The 16,594-nt window shown below is 71.0% G+C and carries 13 protein-coding genes; 9 read left to right on the forward strand and 4 right to left on the reverse strand.

Translation table 11 applies throughout. From position 1 onward, the window contains the following. Positions 1-38: 38 nt before the first annotated feature. A complete protein-coding gene (locus tag ACH4YP_RS33455) occupies positions 39-710 on the reverse strand; it encodes a response regulator transcription factor (RefSeq protein WP_361052756.1) in 672 nt (223 codons plus the stop codon). A 244-nt stretch (positions 711-954) separates the two neighbouring features. On the opposite strand from ACH4YP_RS33455, the gene ACH4YP_RS33460 reads away from it, so the two are divergent. Continuing rightward, on the forward strand, positions 955-1,146 hold the full coding sequence (locus tag ACH4YP_RS33460; protein WP_266740963.1) for a hypothetical protein: 192 nt from the start codon (positions 955-957) through the stop codon (positions 1,144-1,146). 157 nt (positions 1,147-1,303) lie between these two features. On the opposite strand, the gene ACH4YP_RS33465 is transcribed toward ACH4YP_RS33460, so the two are convergent. Beyond that, positions 1,304-3,946, reverse strand: coding sequence for a PAS domain S-box protein (locus ACH4YP_RS33465; protein WP_398494532.1), 2,643 nt, complete (start codon positions 3,944-3,946; stop codon positions 1,304-1,306). Positions 3,947-4,230: 284 nt separating this feature from the next. Beyond that, entirely contained in the window at positions 4,231-5,616 is a 1,386-nt protein-coding gene (locus ACH4YP_RS33470; protein WP_361052763.1) for a sugar ABC transporter substrate-binding protein, read from the reverse strand. 172 nt (positions 5,617-5,788) lie between these two features. Here ACH4YP_RS33470 and ACH4YP_RS33475 point away from each other — a divergent pair, with 172 nt between their 5' ends. The 4 genes from ACH4YP_RS33475 to ACH4YP_RS33490 all read left to right on the forward strand — a co-directional run bounded on the left by ACH4YP_RS33475 (position 5,789) and on the right by ACH4YP_RS33490 (position 9,491). Beyond that, on the forward strand, positions 5,789-6,139 hold the full coding sequence (locus tag ACH4YP_RS33475; protein WP_361052766.1) for a response regulator transcription factor: 351 nt from the start codon (positions 5,789-5,791) through the stop codon (positions 6,137-6,139). 263 nt (positions 6,140-6,402) lie between these two features. Further along, entirely contained in the window at positions 6,403-7,350 is a 948-nt protein-coding gene (locus ACH4YP_RS33480) for a hypothetical protein (protein ID WP_398494534.1), read from the forward strand. Positions 7,351-7,548: 198 nt separating this feature from the next. Further along, positions 7,549-8,583, forward strand: a complete 1,035-nt coding sequence (locus tag ACH4YP_RS33485) for a LacI family DNA-binding transcriptional regulator (RefSeq protein WP_361052772.1) — start codon at positions 7,549-7,551, stop codon at positions 8,581-8,583. Continuing rightward, entirely contained in the window at positions 8,580-9,491 is a 912-nt protein-coding gene (locus ACH4YP_RS33490) for a carbohydrate kinase (RefSeq protein WP_398494536.1), read from the forward strand. The genes ACH4YP_RS33485 and ACH4YP_RS33490 overlap by 4 nt, the downstream gene beginning before the upstream one ends. Before the next feature lie 149 nt (positions 9,492-9,640). On the opposite strand, the gene uvrA is transcribed toward ACH4YP_RS33490, so the two are convergent. Further along, a complete protein-coding gene (gene uvrA, locus ACH4YP_RS33495) occupies positions 9,641-12,715 on the reverse strand; it encodes an excinuclease ABC subunit UvrA (RefSeq protein ID WP_398494537.1) in 3,075 nt (1,024 codons plus the stop codon). A 273-nt stretch (positions 12,716-12,988) separates the two neighbouring features. On the opposite strand from uvrA, the gene ACH4YP_RS33500 reads away from it, so the two are divergent. The 4 genes from ACH4YP_RS33500 (at position 12,989) to ACH4YP_RS33515 (ending at position 16,587) form a co-directional block, all read left to right on the forward strand. Continuing rightward, a complete protein-coding gene (locus ACH4YP_RS33500) occupies positions 12,989-13,711 on the forward strand; it encodes a maleylpyruvate isomerase family mycothiol-dependent enzyme (RefSeq protein ID WP_398494539.1) in 723 nt (240 codons plus the stop codon). Between the two features lie 10 nt (positions 13,712-13,721). Then, positions 13,722-14,378, forward strand: coding sequence for an MBL fold metallo-hydrolase (locus ACH4YP_RS33505; protein ID WP_398494541.1), 657 nt, complete (start codon positions 13,722-13,724; stop codon positions 14,376-14,378). A 413-nt stretch (positions 14,379-14,791) separates the two neighbouring features. Beyond that, a complete protein-coding gene (locus ACH4YP_RS33510) occupies positions 14,792-15,676 on the forward strand; it encodes an ABC transporter substrate-binding protein (protein WP_398494543.1) in 885 nt (294 codons plus the stop codon). Continuing rightward, positions 15,673-16,587 (forward strand): amino acid ABC transporter permease, encoded by a 915-nt coding sequence (locus tag ACH4YP_RS33515; RefSeq protein WP_398494545.1) that lies wholly within the window; start codon positions 15,673-15,675, stop codon positions 16,585-16,587. Before ACH4YP_RS33510 ends, ACH4YP_RS33515 begins: the two co-directional genes overlap by 4 nt. The last annotated feature ends 7 nt before the right edge of the window (positions 16,588-16,594 follow it).

Consider the following 16,594-nt stretch of genomic DNA (forward strand, 5'->3'; position numbering starts at 1 on the left):
TGACAGCGCGACGGCCTGTCGGCCCTCGCGGCCACCGGCTAACGCGACTCCAGGAACGTGAGAACCGCCAGCACCCGCCGGTGATCGTCCGCGGCCTCCGGCAGCCGGAGCTTGCCGAGGATGCTGCGGACGTGCTTCTCCACGGTGCCCTCGGTCACCCACAGACGCCGCCCGATGCCGGCGTTGGAGCGGCCCTCGGCCATGAGCTCCAGGACCTCCCGCTCCCGGGTGCTGAGGAAGGACAGCGGGTCGTCGCGGCGCTGGGCCGAGACGAGCTCCCGCACCAGGGAGGGGTCCACGACCGAGCCGCCCTTGTGGATGCGGTCCAGGGCCTCGATGAACTCGTCCACGACCGTGACGCGGCTCTTGAGCAGATAGCCGATCCGCCGCCCGCTCGCGAGCAGCTCCAGGGCGTCCTCGACCTCCACGAAGGCGGACAGCACGAGGATGCCGAGGTCGGGATACCGCTCGCGGATGCCGCGGGCCGCCTTCAGCCCCTCCGTGGAGTGGGTGGGCGGCATCCTGATGTCGACGATCACCAGGTCCGGCACGTGCTCGGCGACCAGTTCCAGGAGCGCGTTCGCGTCGCCCGCCTGGCCCGCCACCTCGTAGCCGAGCCGCTCGCAGAGGCTGGCCAGACCCTCTCTGAGCAGGACGTCGTCGTCGGCCAGGACGACCCTCCCGCGCGCGGGCCGCTGTGCTGCGTCCATGGTGCTCCCCGTCCGCTCGGCCGACCGGCGCGGTGCGCGTCTGCGGTACGCCTCCAACAGCCTGCCGGACATGGCCGGTTACGGCTAGCCGCAGGTGGGCAATGGTGGAGAACCGGAAGCCGTTTCGGGGGCTGGCCGTGACGACACGAAGACAGCCAGCGGGAATGCTCGTAGCAGTGCAGATGCAGGTGGGCCGCCGCCCCGGGCGAGGGGCGGCGGGCCGATGACCGAAAGGCTGCGGAAGATGCGACAGACACGGATCGAAAAGCGACGGCGGTCGGTCCGTGTCCGGCCGTACGAGGACGAGTTCTCCCCGTACGGGGACGAGGAGCGGTACGCGGACGGCCTGCGCTCCGGCCTCGACCCCCGCGACCCGGACGTCGTGCGCGCCAAGCGCCTGCGGTCGGCACCGGACGGCGGGACGCCCCGCCCCTGAAGCCGGACGGCCGCCTCACCGTCCGTGCGGACCGCCCGGAGCGTACGTACGTCGCCGAGTCCACGGCTCCCCCCTCGTCGGGTCTCCGACACGGCGTACGTTCCGGGCAGTCACATGTCCGGGGACGACCGCGGGTCGGTCCGGGGAGGGCCGCCGGTCACTCCGCGGCGGGCAGCGGCAGGGGCAGCCGTGCGATCAGCGTGGTCCCTCTGCCCTGCGGGCTTCTGACGGTCAGCCTGCCGCCGATCGCCTCGACCCGGTCGGTGAGCCCGATCAGCCCTGAGCCGCCGCCCGGTTCGGCTCCCCCGACCCCGTCGTCGCCGATGACGACCTCCAGGACGTCCTCGTACACCCTCGCCCGGACCTCGACCACCGTCGCGCGCGCGTGCTTGGCGGCGTTGGTGAGGCACTCGGAGGTCACGTAGTAGACGGCCACCTCGGTCTGTTCCGGGAGGCGGGCCCCCGGCAGCTCCAGATCCAGCTCCACGGGCACGGCGGAGCGCCTGGCCAGGGCGCGCAGGGCGGGGCCGAGGCCGCCCTTGGAGAGGATCGCCGGATGGATGCCCCGGGAGATCTGCAGCAGGTCCTCGAAGGCGTCGTCCAGGCCCTTGCCGATGTGCGCCAGCTGCTCGACGAGCTCGGCCGGCTGGTCCGCCGTCATGGACTCGGCCGTGCGCAGGTCCAGCTGGAGCGAGACGAGACGCTGCTGGACGCCGTCGTGCAGATCGCGTTCGATGCGCCGCCGGGACGCGTCACCGGCGGCCACCACGCGCGCGCGTGAAGCGGCCAGTTGGGCACGGCTGTCCGCGTTCGCGATGGCGGTGGCGATGAGTTCCGTGAAGTCGGCGAGGCGCGACTCGGTGCCCCTGGGCAGCGGTTCGGGGTGCGGGGCGGACACGACGACGGCGCCCCAAAGGCGGTCGTCGACGACGATCGGCGCCCCGGCGGAACGGCCGACACGGGCCGCGCGCCCGGTGGCGGCCACCGCCCGCGCCGCCCCCTTGCCCTCCGTCGCGGCCGTACGGGCCGAGCCGAGGACGGTGACGGCGCCGTCGGCCTCGTACCGCAGAACGGCCGCGGAACTCGTGCTCAGCAGCAGTCCCACCTCGTGCGCGACGGCCGTGAACACCTCGTGCGGCGGGACTCCGCGGGCCACCAGGGTGGCGACACTGCGCAGCGCGGCCTGTTCACGGGCGGCGCGGCGGCTCTCGGTGACGTCGCGCGCGGCGGCGTAGATGAGGCCCTCCTCGATGACGGGACGGCAACTCCACTGCAGCCAGCACTCGGTACCGTCGCCGCGTACGTAGCGGTTCTCGAACTCGACGACCTCGGCGCCGGTCGCCAGCCGGTCGAGGATGGCCTGGACGCGGTCCCGGTCCTCCTCGTGCACGAAGTCGAGGTACGGCCGGGACAGCAGGGTGCTGCCGGGGTAGCCGAGTGTCCTCTCGAAGGCCGGGTTCACCCGCTTGAAGTAGCCGTCGAGACCGCTGATGCACAGCAGGTCCAGGGAGAGGTTGAAGATGCTCTCCAGCTCCTGTTCGGCCTTGTGGCGCCGTCCGTGGGCGGCGCCGAACGACGCCATGGTGGCGTTCATGCCGCGCAGCAGCTGCGCCCAGGTGCCGCCGAAGGCCGCGACGTCGGCCCGGTGGCCGAGCCGGTTGTCGTCGATCGCCGTGTTCATCGCGCGGATCTCGGCGGCGAACCGCTCGCTGGTCACGTGGAGTTCGCGAAAGGTGTCGGCCACGTCGCCGATCTCGTCCCGTCCCGTGTAGCGGATGTCGTACGACAGGTCGCCGTCGGCGAGTGCCTTGGCGCCCTCGGACACCTCGGTGAGGGGGCGGTTGATCGAGCGGCGCAGGGCCAGCGCGAGGACGGTGACGGCGAGAAGGACCACTACGGAGAGGCCCAGTTCGCGTTCGCCGCGGTCCTTCACTGCCCGCAGATCACGGTCGGCGGCGGTCGCCAGTTCGTCCTCGGCGGCGTCCGCGATCGCGCGCAGGGCGGTGAGGCGGCCGGTGGAGGCTGCCAACCAGCGTTCCAGGGAGGGCAGTTTCGCGGTGTCGCCGACAGCGAGGGCCTCGCGCGTGGCCCGGACCGTACGGCCCGCGGGCTGGAGCAGTACACCCGACAGCCGCACCTTGAGCCGCCCCGACACGTTCTGCCGGAAGGTGTCGAGCTGGGCGGCCTCCAGTGCCTGCCAGGGGTCGCCCGTGGCACCGGGGGCTTTGTCGGGGCCCGTCGCGAACAGGACGGCCAGGTCGGCGCGTTCGCGCTCGGCGGCCTCGATGGCCTCCAGTACGGCGAGATAGCCGTCCGCGGCACGGCCGGAGGCCCGTGAGGGGCGGCCCGAGTCGAGGTGGTGGACGGTGTTGAGCAGGTCGTTCGTGAGGCTCGCGTACGCCTGACCGGTCTGTGTCGCGGTGAACGAGCCGCTGCCCGCCTCCAGTCTGGTCGCGAAGAGCTGCCGGCCCTTCGCGTCGAGTTGTCCGAGGACGTCCGGCTGACCGGTTCCGCGGGCGGCGCCTTGCGCGGCGCCGTCCCGCGCGGCGGTCAGCGCCCGGTCCGTGGCGTGCCGGGCCGCGTCCCGTTCGGCCGTCACGCCCCGCCTGTCCGGGTCCGCCGCCACGAGGACCTCGGCGAGGCGTTCGCGGGCCAGGGCGTCGGTGAGCGCGGTCAGGGTGAAGGAGACACGCGTCGCGGCCCTGAACTCCCGCAGGGTGCGCGCCTCGCGCCAGTCGGTCACGGCCGAGAAGACCGTGAAGGCGAGGAGCCCGGAGACCGGCAGCAGCACCAGCAGCATGAGCTTGGTGCCGACGCGCAGGCGGGCGAGCAGCGGGGTGCCGGCGCGGGGGCGCCCGGTTCGTTCGGGCCGGCCTGCTCGTCCGGCCCGTCCGGACTGTTCGGACTGTTCGGCCGGTCCTGCCCGTCCTGCCTGTTCCGCCTGTTTCGTTTGTGCGGACCCCCGCAGGCGGAGAGGGCCGCGTGCGCCGACGAATCTCCGTACGATGCCCGGCTGCCTTGGTTCGCCGTCCCCGGCGTCCGCCGGCCCGCGTATACCGTCCGGGGTATGTCGTCCGCCGGGTGTCATGGCCCGGCCGACGGGTAACCCTGGTGGTCGGCCAGGTCCTTGTCGATCCGGCCAACCGCCTTGTCGAGGGCGGCCTTCACCGGGGCCCGGTCGAGCATGATCTCCGCGAAGGCACGCGAGAAGGCACCGCTGACCGCCGGATAGGCCGGGGTCTGCGACCGCGGCCGCGCGACACCGCTCTTCAGCTGCTCGATGAACAGCCGCTCGGCACCGCCCTCGGCGAACCTCGGCGAGAGCTCGACGGCGCTGCCTGTCGCCGGGATCGCCCCGTTGGCCCGACTCATGCGCAGCACCTCCCGGGGCTTCAGGAGGTGGGCGAGGAACCGCCAGACCGCGTCCCCGTCGACGGCGCCCGCCGTGACACCCCACTGCCAGGAGCCCATCCCGGTGACGGTTCCCCTGCCGAAGTCGGGCAGCGGAACGATCTTCACGTCGTCGGGGAACGCCTTGCTGAACTCGGGGTACGCCCAGTGCCCCACCCAGGAGATGGGGCTGCGTCCGCTGGTGAAGGCCTTGTCGTCCTTGTTCGGGTCGACCAGCCCCTCCTTCACCCAGCTCTGCAGGACGGTCATCGCCCCGACCGCCTCGGGCCCGTTGAGGAAACCTTCCGCCGCCCGCAGGTCCCGCGGGTCGAGGAGGTCGCCGCCTGCCGACCAGACGGCGGGCACGAAACCGTACGTGTTCCACTCATGGCCCGAGAGCACGCGGTTGAGGAGCAGGTCGAGGGGCTTCTCGTAGCCCTCCTTGCGCAGCTTCCGCAGGATGCCGGTCAGTTCGGCGGCCGTCCAGGCGTCGTCCGGGCCGCCCGGGACGCGGATGCCGGCCTTCTTCAGGACGGAGGGGCGTACGTAGAGGCCGAGCCCGGAGTCGAAGGTACCGACGCCCCACAACCGGCCCTCATAGGTGCCCTGTTCGCGGATCGAGGGCAGGAGATCGGCCTTCACCGCCTCGGGCACGCAGGAGTCGAGCGGCTTGAGCTTGCCCGACCACGCGTAGTTGTAGAGGTTCGGGCCGTCGAGGTCGAGCAGGTCCGGCAGTTCGCCGCTGGCGGCCGCGGAGACGACCAGTTCGTCGTACGGGCGCTCTTCGGGGAGCGTGATCAGCTCGACCCGTACGTCCTTCTGTACGGCGTTGAAGTCCTTGACCTGGCCGCGCAGTGTGTCGAGTTCTCCGCTCGGTCCCGCGTGGAACCACACGGTGATGTCGGTGGTGCCTTCGAGCCTGCCGTCGCAGGTGGTGTCGCCGCGCTTCGCGGAGCGCTCGCCGTCTCCCCCGCCCCCGCCCCCGTCGCAGCCGGCGGCGAACAGGGCCCCGGACAACGCTCCGGCGAGGACCACGCGGCGCGTCCGGTGCGTACCGGCTTTGCTGTTGAGCTTCCTCATCGCGCACCCCCAACAGACCGACAGGACACGGTCACCCCAGGGCAGCGCCATGCTACCGCGCGTCACCCGGCACTGCGCTCCGTAAGCGCGAACGATCTTTTCCGGCATGGGACTTCAGCACTTTCCGGCTAGCCGGAAAGCCAACCCGGCAGCCGGTTGGGAAGCTGTCCGCATGTCCATGCGCTGTCTCATCGTCGATGACAGCGCCCGGTTCCTGGAGGCCGCGCGCGCCCTGCTGGAGCGCGGCGGGGTCCGGGTCGTCGGCGTCGCCTCGACGGGCGCGGAGGCGCTCACGCGCGCGCGGGACCTCGCCCCGGACGTCGCTCTCGTCGATCTCGACCTGGACGGCGAGAGCGGCCTCGACGTGGCGGGACTGCTCGCGGACGCCGTGCCCGCCGTGATCCTCATCTCGACGCACTCCCTGGAGGACTTCCAGGAGTTGGTGGCGGACAGCCCCGCCCGCGGCTTCCTGCCCAAGTCGGCACTGTCGGCACGGACGATCCGGGACCTGCTGGAGCGGTGAGGCGGGCTCCCCGACCGAGGTGGCCGGACGCTCCGGCCGGGGTGGTCCGACGCCCTGACCGAGGTGGTGGGGAGCACGTACGGACAGCGAGGTTGCGCACCAGGTGTTGTCCGGGCCTGATCAACACGCTTCAATGCGGGGTGACTTGGGCGGGCACCACCGCGCAGGGACGCGAACGTCCCCCGCGCGCCGACCGTGTGGCCTCTCCGACCAGCCCGAACGGCCCGACCAGTCGCTGCGAGCACTCACAGAAAGGCCCCTGAATGCGGGACGGCACACAACACGCGGACGCTGCCACGGCGGAGCTGGAGACGGCCCTGCGGGGCGGCCCCTTCCATGTCGCCCTGCGCGTCGCGATCGCCACCCGTGGACTGCCGCTGCAGCGCGTACAGCACCATCTGACGCGGTACGGGGTCAAGGTCGGCGTGACGAGCCTGAGTTACTGGCAGCAGGGCGCCCGGCGTCCGCAGCGCCCCGAGTCGCTGCGGGCCGTGCGCGCCCTGGAGGAGATACTCCAGCTGCCGGACGAGTCACTGATCCGGCTGCTCGCGAAGGCCGACGAACGCCCCGAGGCGGAGCGCGCCGCGGCCCGCTCGTACCGCTCCCTGGTGGAGGCCTCCGGCGCCCTGGAGAAGCTGCTGGCCGAGCTGGACTCACCGCTCGACGGCGGACTGCACACCATCGGCCACCACGAGCGCGTACGGATCGGCACCCGGCGCGAGCTGGTGGGACGCGACTCCCAGCACATCGTGCGCGCCCACAAGGACGGCATCGACCGCTTCGTCGCCATCCACCACGGCGACCCGGGATGCGACCCGGAGCACATGGCGGTGCACGCCCTGGAGAACTGCCGCACGGGACGCGTCCTCTGGCACCACGACACCGGTGTCCTCGTCGCCGAGCTGCTCTTCGACACGCGGCTGCGCGCGGGTGACACCTTCCTGTTCCGCTACGGCGTCGAGGACGGCACGGCCGGCGCGTGCGGCGAGTACGTCCGCGGGTTCGGCTTCTCCGGCGGGCAGTACGCCCTCCAGGTGCGCTTCACCGAGGACGCGCTGCCCATGCGCTGCCACCGGTTCACCCAGCACTCGGCCGCGGCACCACGGAGCGGCCGCCAGGAGCTGACACTGAGCGACCACCATCGGTCGGTCCACGTCGTGGAGCAGCGGGTGCGGTCGGGGATCGTGGGGATCGGGTGGGACTGGGAGTGAGGGGCGGGGGCGCCGTGGTGAGGGCCGGCCGGGGCGAGATGCCGGGGGCCGCGGTGAGGGCCTGACTCTGGAGCCCGAGACGTAAACGTTTACGCAAGCGTTTACGTGCCCCTTGGCATCGGGTACGGTCCGATCCGGAACGGCGCCCGACGAGGGCGTCGGCGAGGGCGAACGCAAGGGCAAGGGAGGGGCTCACCCATGGCGACCATGGTCGACGTGGCCCGGAGCGCGGGCGTGTCCGTCGCGACGGTCTCGCACGTACTCAACGACACCCGCCCGGTACGGCCGGCCACCCGCCAGGCCGTGCTCGACGCCATCGACGAACTCGGCTACACGCCCAACACCCTGGCCAGATCGCTCGTCACCTCGCGCACCCGGTCGATCGGGCTCGCGGTGTCGGCGATCAGCAACCCGTACTTCACGGAGATCCTTCAGGGCGTGGAGGCCGGTGCCCTGGAGCGCGGCTACAGCCTGCTGCTCGCGGACCCGCACGACGATCCGGTGCACGAGCGCAAGGTGGTCCAGCTGCTGCACGAGCGGCGCGTGGACGGCATGCTCGTCGCGCCGTCGGCACATCCGGAGGAGCTGCTCGGCTACCTCGGGCGGCACGACGTACCGACGGTGTTCCTGGACCGGCTGGTCGACGGCGGCCGGACGCCACCGGGTTTCGCCTTCGACCAGGTCTGCGCGGAGAACACCGAACCCGTCACGCTCCTGGTCAGGCATCTCGCCGAGCTGGGGCACAAGAGGATCGGCCTGGTCGCGGGCCTGCCGGGGCTCAGCACGACGAGTGAGCGGATCTCCGGTTACCGGCACGGCCTGGCGTACGCGGGACTCCCCTACGACGAGCGGCTCGTGGTCCCCGGCAACTCCGAGGCGGCGGGCGCCGAGCGCGCGACCGACGCCCTGCTGTCCCTCCCGGCGCCGCCGACGGCACTGGTCACCGCCAACAACGCGATGACCATCGGCGCGCTGCGGGCCGTGCGCGAGAAGGGCCTGTCCGTGCCCGGCGACCTGGCTCTGTGCTGCTTCGACGACTTCTCCTGGGCGGACCTCTTCTCGCCCCGGCTCACCGCGATCTCCCAGCCCAGCAAGGAGATCGGCGCCCAGGCCGTACGGCTGCTGCTCGACCGGCTGGACTCCCCCGGCCGCGAGGCCCGTACGGTCCGGCTGCCCTCCGCCTTCGTGCACCGCACCTCGTGCGGCTGCCCCGAGAAAGGATCCGACTCGTGATCGTCGTCGCCGGTGAGGCCCTGATCGATCTGGTGCCGCGTGAGGCGGGCGCGCTCGCGGGGCTCGACCCGCGGCGCGGCGGCGGCCCCTACAACACGGCGGTGGCGCTGGGCCGGCTCGGCTCCCCCGCGGCGTTCTGTTCGCGGATCTCTCAGGACGCCTTCGGCGAGGCCCTGGTCGGCGGACTGCGCGAGGCGGGCGTCGACGTGTCGTCCGTGCAGCGGGGCACCGAGCCGACGACCCTCGCCGTCGCGTCGATCGGCGCGGGCGGTTCGGCCCGCTACTCCTTCTACGTCGAGGGCACCGCGGACCGGCTGTTCTCGGCGTCCGCCCAACTCCCGGACGGGACAAGGGCGGTGTCCTTCGGTACGTGTTCGCTCGTGCTGGAGCCGGGTGCGACGGCGTACGAGGAGCTGATGCGGATCGCGTCCGCGCGGGGGGTGTTCACCGCGCTCGACCCCAACATCCGCTCGGTGCTGATCCCGGACGCGGACGCCTACCGGACCCGGTTCAAGAGCTGGCTGCCGTCGGTGTCGCTGCTCAAGCTGTCGGAGGAGGACGCGGAGTGGCTCGGCGGCACTCCGCGCGAGTGGCTGGCCTCGGGCCCTTCGGCCGTGGTCGTCACGCGGGGCGGCGACGGGCTGACCGCCTTCACCCGTGACGGCTCGGAGTACGCCGTGCCGGGCGAGCCCGTCGACGTGGTGGACACGATCGGCGCGGGTGACACGGTGAACGCGGCGCTGCTGCACGGCCTCGCCGCCCGCGACGCGCTCTCCGGGCCGGCGCTCGCGCGTCTGGGCGCCGACGGCTGGGCGGAGTTGCTGCGGTTCGCCGCCCGGGCCGCGGCGATCACCTGCTCACGGGCGGGCGCGGAACCGCCGTACGCGCATGAGGTGGGCGCTTTCTAACGGGCGCGACCTGGACGGCTGATCACACAACGCGCCGCGTTCCACGGGAGCTTGAGTTCCGGTGAACGCGGCGCGATGTGCCTGGCGGGTGTACGCACGCGCAGGAGTCCGGCCGTCCTGCGGGGCCGTACTCGTATCAACGAACCGGCTCAGGCCTTCTGGGCCCTCGTCGTCTTCTTCGCCGGGGTCGCCTTCTTCGTGACCGCGGCCGACTTCTTGGTGGCCGTGTTGTTGGCGGCCTTTTCGGTGGCGGCCTTGGTCGTGGTGGTCTTGGCGGGGGTGGTCTTGGCCGTCGCCGTCTTCTTTGCCGTCGACCTGGCGGCCACCGCCTTCTTGGCGGCCGTCTTGCGCGGGGCCTTCACCTCCGAGGCGTCGCTGACGCGCTCCGCGCCCAGGACCTCTTGCAGGAACTTGCCCGTGTGGCTGGCCGGAACCCCGGCGACCTCCTCGGGTGTGCCCTCGGCGATGACGAGGCCACCGCCACCGCCTCCCTCGGGGCCCATGTCGACGACCCAGTCGGCGGTCTTGATGACGTCGAGGTTGTGCTCGATGACGATGACCGTGTTGCCCTTGTCGACCAGACCGGACAGCACGGTGAGCAGCTTGCTGATGTCCTCGAAGTGCAGACCGGTGGTCGGCTCGTCGAGGACGTACACCGTGCGTCCGGTGGAGCGCTTCTGGAGCTCGCTGGCGAGCTTCACGCGCTGGGCCTCACCACCGGACAGGGTGGTCGCGGACTGACCGAGCCGGACATAGCCGAGGCCGACGTCGTTCAGCGTCTTGAGGTGACGGGAGATCGCCGGGACCGCCTCGAAGAAGTGCATGCCTTCCTCGATCGGCATGTTCAGGATGTCGGCGATGGACTTGCCCTTGTAGTGGACGTCCAGGGTCTCCCGGTTGTAGCGGGCGCCGTGGCAGACCTCGCACGGGACGTACACGTCCGGGAGGAAGTTCATCTCGATCTTGATCGTGCCGTCGCCCGAGCAGTTCTCGCAGCGGCCGCCCTTGACGTTGAAGGAGAAGCGGCCGGGCATGTAGCCGCGGACCTTCGCCTCGGTCGTCTCGGCGAACAGCTTGCGGACGTGGTCGAAGACTCCGGTGTACGTCGCCGGGTTGGACCGGGGGGTGCGGCCGATGGGCGACTGGTCGACGTGCACGACCTTGTCGACGAGGTCGTCGCCGTCCACGCGCGTGTGGCGCCCGGGAACGCTCCTGGCGCCGTTCAGCTCGCGGGCCAGGTGCGTGTACAGGATGTCGTTGACCAGCGTGGACTTGCCGGAACCCGAGACTCCCGTGACGGCCGTGAGGACGCCCAGCGGGAACGACACGTCGATGTCCTGGAGGTTGTTCTCACGGGCGCCGTGCACCGTGAGCTGCCGGGACGGGTCGCGGGGGCGCCGGATGTCGGGCAGCGGGATGGCCTTCTTGCCGGACAGGTACTGACCGGTCATCGACTCGTCGTTGGCGAGCAGCTCCTTCAGGGAACCGCTGTGCACGACCTTGCCGCCGTGCTCGCCCGCGCCGGGGCCGATGTCGACGATCCAGTCGGCGACCTTGATGGTGTCCTCGTCGTGCTCGACGACGATGAGCGTGTTGCCCATGTCGCGCAGCCGGACCAGGGTCTCGATGAGCCGGTGGTTGTCGCGCTGGTGCAGGCCGATGGAGGGCTCGTCCAGCACGTACAGCACGCCGACGAGGCCCGAGCCGATCTGGGTCGCGAGGCGGATGCGCTGGGCCTCGCCGCCGGAAAGGGTGCCCGCGGCGCGGTTGAGCGAGAGGTAGTCCAGGCCGACGTCGACCAGGAACCGCAGTCGTTCGTTGACCTCTTTCAGGACGCGCTCGGCGATCTTCTTGTCGCGGGCGTCGAGCTTCAGCTCGCCCAGGAAGTCCGCGCATTCGCTGATGGACATGGCGGAGACCTCGGCGATCGACTTCTCCATGACCGTGACCGCGAGGACGACCGGCTTGAGGCGCGTGCCCTGACAGGTGGGGCAGGGCACCTCGCGCATGTAGCCCTCGAAGCGCTCGCGGCTCGCGTCGCTCTCGGCCTCGCCGTGCCGCCGCTTCACGAACGGGACGGCCCCTTCGAAGGGCGTGGTGTAGACACGCTCCCTGCCGTACCGGTTCCGGTAGCGGACCTCGATCTGTGTCTTGTGTCCGTGGATCAGCGCCTTCCTGGCGCGCTGCGGAAGACCGGCGAAGGGGATGTCGGTCCGGAATCCCAACGCGTCCGCGAGAGCTCCGATGAGACGTCCGAAGTAGTCCTTGGTGTGACCGTGCGACCAGGGGTGGATGGCTCCCTCGTCGAGCGACTTGTCCTCGTCCGGGACGATCAGCTCGGGGTCGACCTCCATGCGCGTACCGATGCCCGTGCAGTCCGGGCAGGCGCCGAAGGGCGAGTTGAAGGAGAAGGAGCGGGGCTCCATCTCCTCGAAGGACAGGTCGTCGTACGCGCAGTACAGGTGCTCCGAGTACATGCGCTCGCGCTCGGGGTCGTCGGCGGGGAGGTCGACGAAGTCGAGCACCACCATGCCGCCGGAGAGACCGAGGGCGGTCTCCACGGAGTCGGTCAGCCGGCGCTTGGCGCCCTCCTTGACCGTGAGGCGGTCGATGACCACCTCGATGGTGTGCTTCTCCTGCTTCTTCAGCGTGGGCGGCTCGGTGAGCTGGATCGTCTCGCCGTCGACCCGGGCGCGGCTGTACCCCTTGGTCTGGAGATCGGAGAAGAGGTCGACGAACTCGCCCTTGCGCTCACGCACGAGCGGCGACAGGACCTGGAAGCGGCTTCCCTCCGGCAGCTCCAGGACCTTGTCGACGATGGCCTGCGGCGACTGGCGCGTGATGGAGCGGCCGCACTCGGGACAGTGCGGCTTGCCGATGCGCGCGAAGAGCAGACGCAGATAGTCGTAGACCTCGGTGATGGTGCCGACCGTCGAGCGCGGGTTGCGCGAGGTCGACTTCTGGTCGATGGAGACCGCCGGGGAGAGGCCTTCGATGAAGTCGACATCCGGCTTGTCCATCTGGCCGAGGAACTGCCGGGCGTACGAGGAGAGCGACTCCACATAGCGCCACTGTCCCTCGGCGAAGATCGTGTCGAAGGCCAGCGAGGACTTGCCCGACCCCGACAGGCCCGTGAAGACGATGAGCGAGTCGCGCGGGAGGTCGAGCGAGACATTCTTCAGATTGTGCTCGCGCGCTCCACGGACGATGAGACGGTCGGCCACGCCGGTCCGCACCTTTCTTGAGATAAGTGACAGGGGCGAGGCCCCCGGCTTTTCGGAGACCCTCGCCAACACGGTCTTTCAGACGACGGGGCCCCCGTCTTTTTCAGACTAGAGGGAGCCACTGACAACGCCGGTCTGGTTTCCCTCGTTCACAACAATCCCGGGCCCTCCAGCATGCCCGACGCCGCACCCGACCATATAGCACGCGCATTCGATTTACGGCGGCCGCCCGCAACCTTCACCCAAACGTGTGGCGGGACTATCGTCGGGCCCATGAACGATCATGTGCGCGACCTGGCGTCTGTACGTGACGCGACCGAGCGGCTCCTCAACGCAGTCGGCAAACTGGACAACGCCTCCGTGGCCGAGCCGTCACGGCTGCCCGGCTGGAGCCGCGGCCACGTCCTGGCCCACCTGTCCCGCAACGCGGACGCCCTCGTGAACGCCCTCGAAGGCCGACCGATGTACGTCTCCGGGGAGGCCCGGGACGCCGACATCGGGCGGGACGCCCCGCGCCCACTGGAGACGCAGCTCACCGACCTCCGCGAGAGCGCGGCCCGCTTCCAGGAGACGGGGGCCGCGCCCGCGGACTGGTCCCGCACGGTGGAGCTGCGCAACGGCGTCACCGACTCGGCGTCCCGGGTGCCGTTCCGGCGGTGGATCGAGGTCGAGCTGCACCACGTGGATCTGGGGATCGGCTACGACCTGGAGGACCTCCCGGAGGAGTTCGTGGAGCGCGAGATCGTCTTCCTCACGGACCGCTTCACCGGACACCCCGAGGTGCCGCACACGCGCGTCACCGACGGCACGCGCGCGTGGAGCACGGGACGCGTCTCCGGAGACGACGCCCCGGAGCGAGCGGTGGGCGCCGAGGGCGGTGCGGAAGTGACCGTGACCGGCCCCGCGCCCGCCCTCCTCGGCTGGCTCGCGGGCCGCCGCGACGAGTCCGCGCTGAGCGTCGAAGGCGGTCCGCTGCCCGCGCTCCCCCCGCTATAGGCTGAGCGCCATGACGTACAGCGGAGCGGTGACGGTCGGCGGCCCTGCGGATGTGCACGAGTTGCGGGACCTGATGATCTCCAAGGTCGCGGTCGGCCCGATGAACAACAACGCCTATCTGCTGCGCTGCCGGGCCACGGACGAGCAGTTGCTGATCGACGCGGCCAACGACGCCGGCACGCTGCTGACGCTGATCGGTGACGACGGCATCGCGTCCGTCGTCACCACGCATCAGCACGGCGACCACTGGCAGGCACTCGCGGAGGTCGTGACGGCCACGGGCGCGCGCACGTACGCGGGACGGGACGACGCCGACGGCATCCCCGTACCGACGGACGTGCCGGTCCAGGACGGCGACACGATCCGAGTGGGCCACGTCGAGCTGACCGCCCGCCACCTGGTGGGCCACACACCCGGCTCGATCGCCCTGATCTACGACGACCCGCACGGGCACCCGCATGTGTTCACGGGGGACTGTCTCTTCCCGGGTGGTGTGGGCAACACACGTAAGGACGCGAAGGCGTTCGCCAGTCTGATCCACGACGTCGAGACGAAGATCTTCGACGCGCTGCCGGACGAGACCTGGGTCTACCCGGGACACGGCGACGACACGACGCTGGGCGCCGAGCGTCCACACCTGCCGGAGTGGCACGCGCGGGGTTGGTGAAACCACGCGCGCCCGGAGGCGAATCGCCGATCGCCGGGCGGGAGTTGGTGAGGCGTCCGATGCCGGGTGTGCGGTTCCCGGCCGTGCGCGCCGGTGCGCGCCCCGTGTGAACGGAGCGCACACTCCGGTGCCCCGCACGCGCTCCCGGCGCACGGGGCGCGCGCGGTCCACTGGTAGCTGGTCCCGCACAGGATGACGGCTCCTGCGCGGACGGGTCGCCGGCCTGTCGATCCCCGCCCTCGGCCGGCGGCCCCGCCCTGGCAGCGGTGGCCGACGTCGGGCGGCCACCGCCCCAGAACGCCGTACGCGCTTGCGCCCCACGAGTTCACAACATTGCAACACCAGTTCCCATCATGCGGACAGTTGCCCCTGTGACCTCGACAGACGGGCCTGCCCACTGTCACTCTCCCGCCATGCATCTTGCCCAACGCGCCTTGCGCCGCGCCGCGTCCACCGCCACCGTCGCTCTGCTCGCCGTCGCCGTCGGCTGCGCCCCGCAGCCCGAGGAGAAGGCGTCGGACAAGCCCTCCGGTTCCGGCGCCGAGTCGTGCGCCAAGGGCGAACTGGCCACGGAGACCTCCGGGAAGCTGACCATCGCGACCGACGAGCCCGCCTACGAGCCGTGGTTCAAGGACGACAAGCCGGCCAACGGCGAGGGCTTCGAGTCGGCCGTCGCGTACGCCGTGGCGAAGCGGCTCGGCTACGACAAGGGCGATGTCGTCTGGCAGAGCGTGCCCTTCAACAAGGCCTTCGCGCCCGGCGAGAAGACCTTCGACTTCGACATCAACCAGGTGTCGATCAGCGACGAACGCAAGAAGGCCGTCGACTTCTCGTCCGGCTACTACGACGTGCGCCAGGCCGTCATCGCGCTCAAGGACTCCAAGGCCGCGAAGGCGAAGAGCATCGCCGACCTCAAGGGCATCAAGCTGGGCGCCCAGGTCGGCACCACCAGCCTGAACTACATCAACGACGTGGTGAAGCCGACCGAGCAGCCGGCCGCGTACGCGAAGAACGACCAGGCCAAGTCCGCGCTGAAGAACGGCCAGGTGGACGCCGTCGTGGTCGACCTGCCGACCGCGTTCTACATCACCGCGGCCGAGGTGACGGACGCGAGGATCGTCGGGCAGTTCGAGAACCAGGGCGGTACGCCCGAGCAGTTCGGGCTCGTCCTGGACAAGGGCAGCGCACTCACCTCGTGCGTGACGGACGCCGTGGACGCCCTGCGCGAGGACGGCACCCTCGCCGCCGTCGAGAAGCAGTGGCTGTCCGACGCCGTCGACGCACCAGTCCTCAAGTGACGTTCGTGAAGGAGGAGTCGGGCGGAGAGCGGGAAGAAGACTCCGGCGAGGGAGACGCACGCGAGGCGTACGTCCCGTCGTGGCGGCGGATCGAGCGGGAGCGGTACAAGCGCTCCCGTGCCCGCCGCGCGACGGCGATCGCCGCGCTGTCCACCCTCGTGACCGGCATCGTCCTCTACCTCGTCGTCGTCAACGCGCCCGGCTGGCCGCGCACCAAGGAGACGTTCTTCAGCGCGCAGTACGCGCGCGAGGCGTTCCCCAAGGTCCTGGAAGGGCTGTGGCTGAACGTCCGGCTCCTGCTGGTGTGCGGCGCCGCGGTCCTCGTCCTCGGCATGCTGATCGCCGTCGCCCGCACCCTGCGCGGTCCGGTGTTCTTCCCGCTGAGGGCGCTGGCCGCCGCGTACACCGACTTCTTCCGCGGGCTGCCGCTGATCATCAACCTGATGATCGTGGTCCTGGGCGTGCCGGCGCTGCGGCTGCAGGGCATCACGGTCGATCCGGTGCTGCTCGGCGGGACGGCGCTCACCCTGACCTACTCGGCGTACGTCGCCGAGGTGTTCCGCGCCGGCATCGAGTCTGTCCACCCCTCGCAGCGCGCCGCGGCCCGCTCGCTGGGGCTGAGCAACCGGCAGGCGCTGCGGTACGTGGTGCTCCCCCAGGCCGTACGCCGTCAGGTGCCGCCGCTGCTCAACGACCTGGTGTCGCTGCAGAAGGACACCGGGCTCGTCTCGATCGGCGGCGCGGTCGACGCCGTGCGCGCCGCGGACATCATCGTGGGCCGCAGCCTCAACTACACGCCGTACATCGTCGCGGGACTGGTCTTCGTCGCACTGACCATCCCGATGACCCGGTTCACCGACTGGGTCACGGCACGGATGGACCGGCGGCAGGCGCAGGGAGGGAGCATATGAGCGAGAC

The organism is Streptomyces sp. NPDC020747, assembly GCF_044334695.1.
In the GTDB taxonomy this organism is placed as follows: domain Bacteria; phylum Actinomycetota; class Actinomycetes; order Streptomycetales; family Streptomycetaceae; genus Streptomyces.